Source organism: Acinetobacter rongchengensis (assembly GCF_003611475.1).
Classification (GTDB): Bacteria; Pseudomonadota; Gammaproteobacteria; order Pseudomonadales; family Moraxellaceae; genus Acinetobacter; species Acinetobacter rongchengensis.
On sequence record NZ_RAXT01000217.1, the window covers coordinates 1 to 347 of the forward strand.

1 pseudogene is annotated in these 347 nt (G+C 36.0%); it reads left to right on the top strand.

The window, feature by feature from the left end:
- Positions 1–25: 25 nt before the first annotated feature.
- Positions 26–347 (top strand): annotated as a pseudogene (locus tag D7V20_RS19610) (transposase); the annotation flags it as partial.

Genomic DNA, 347 nt, shown 5'->3' on the forward strand with positions numbered 1-347 from the left:
CAAATGATGTTATAAACATCAATATATGGAGTATTTTATGGCACGTAGACCAAGAAGAAATCATTCAAATGATTTTAAAGCTAAGGTAGCACTTGCTGCGATTAAAGCAGAAAAAACACTTGCTGAATTGAGTGCTGAATTTGATGTTCATCAAAACCAAATTATCGACTGGAAAAATCAACTGATTTCAGCTTCCTCGCAAGCTTTCGATCAATCAAAAGCTCCAACAGAACCACCCATCGATCTAAAAAAACTACATGCAAAAATCGGTGAGCAGGCATTAGAAATTGATTTTTTAGAAGGTGTGTTGAAGAAACTGGGCCGCTTCAACCACAAAAGTTAATCGA